This window comes from Ruegeria sp. CK2, from assembly GCF_056536585.1.
Genome location: NZ_JBQFPW010000055.1, coordinates 1 through 1860 on the forward strand (window position 1 = coordinate 1; position 1860 = coordinate 1860).

The window sequence follows — 1860 nt, forward strand, 5'->3', positions numbered from 1 at the left end:
GGCCACTGGCTCTTTAACAGGGCATATCCTCCAGTGACGTGTGGGGCAGCCTGCGACGTTCCGTCAAACGCAACAACGCCGCCACCATTTCCGGTGCTAAGGATGCCTACGCCGGGCGCTGCGAGGCAAAAGTCTTTCGCGACGCCACAACGGTTGGAGAAACCTGCTATTTGTTTGTTCTGATCGACCGCGACGGCGGCGATGAAATAGCCGTCGTATTCGGGCAGTAAGACTGGAATGCCTGCATTGACTGCGACCTCGGGCAGGCTGTGGTTTCCTGCGGCAACTACAGATATCAGGTCAGCGGATTTGGCTGCATTCAGGGCATTGATGATATCTTCTCCAAGAGCTCCAGCGAGCTGTTCGCCACTTGTATAATCAGTGATTGGTATGGTGATTTTGGTATCCGTATAGATGTAAACCCAACTGTTGTTCATGACGTGCGCATCTGCCTTGATTGAGCGGTTTATGGCATCAGGCCACACAATTCCTTTGAAGATGACAAGCTCCGATCCAAAAGCAACACCATGTGTGCCCCGACCGTCTTTCCGGCCTGCAGCGATGCCGGCAACATGCGTGCCATGGCCGCCGGTGTCTGAAATATCTCTGGGATCTCCAAAATAGGAGTAGCTGTTCTGAAAGTCGATTTTCCCGAGGAAGTCTCGATTGTTCACATCGATGCCAGTATCCAGGATTGAAATTTTTACGCCTTGTCCTTGTCCGCCTTTTGCATATCGCTCATCGGCTTCAATCAGAGACAGGCCATAGTTCCGGTTGAATTCCGGGGTTCGGAAGTCAGCGGCATCGCCAAGGATAAGGGTGGGGTTGGGGCTTGGAGAAGGTGATGGGCCGAGATCTGGACCGGGGTCTGAAAACGGTGATGGATCAGGATCAGAGTCTCCATTACCACCACCGCCTGCGAGAGAAGTTGCAACCGCCATTCCGGCGACCCCAAGGACGATCATCAAACCATTTCCGGAAGTCGCCCCGAGGCTTGGTTCCGAAGGGGAAGATCTTCTGGTAGCTGGCGCTCGATTTGAGGTTTGACGGAGGTATTCCTTCATAATCGTGGGACGGTTCAGGGTGATGTACTCGTGCGCATCCTCGAAGGTCGATGGATCCAGAGCATGTTCACTGATGAGGAGTTTCAGAGCCTGCTCATCTGAGTAGGAGGTCAGTTGGCCTGAGTAGATGTTTGCGGAGACGGCGGTAGCCAAGGTGACAATGGCCGGCGTGGTAAGGATCAACTTCCTAAAAGAAAACATGATAGCTCCTATGCCTTATGCGCGGAAAATCTAACCGCTCGGTTGCTACCGTGAGCCTTTGATACCAATAGACCGATGAACCGGCAGACCCACCCGGCCCGCAAGCAACAGGCTGAATTTATTGTGGGTATTGGCGAGTTTTTTTATCGAGCATTCGGTGGGCGAGCCATTCGTTTCCTGCTCAATAGTGGGGCTTGTTTGCCGCATCGGGAAATACACAAATATTATATTTGAATAGGCATCAGCTATGGTGCGGGCTAAGCACGCCAGATCTTCACTTCATCAACACAGTCTAATGAAATGGCATCTCTATTGTACGAGTTTCCAGTGCGCAAACCTCCTAAACGATCTTCGGGACAGAGAATGAGAAGACCGCGGCACATCCTGCGCAGATTGCAAGGTTGGCAAGCAGAATTGCGGGACTTAGGCGCCTGCGTTCTGACGTTCCAGAATCATATGCAGTGATTTGCGTCGATGTTTCTTTAGAACACCATTTTGAGGCCAGCATTTGCACTCAGAGCGCTGGTATCACCGGCGTTACTGAGCCCGGTGGCATAAGAGGCTTCGCCAAAGAGATCCACGCGGTCGGTCAGGG

General features: G+C 52.5%; 1 protein-coding gene. It reads right to left on the reverse strand.

Annotated elements, in window-relative coordinates; translation table 11 throughout:
• The coding region (locus ACR0BU_RS24635) for a S8 family peptidase (RefSeq protein WP_480739564.1) at positions 1 to 1265 on the reverse strand (1265 nt) is incomplete at its 3' end.
• Positions 1266 to 1860 lie beyond the last annotated feature (595 nt).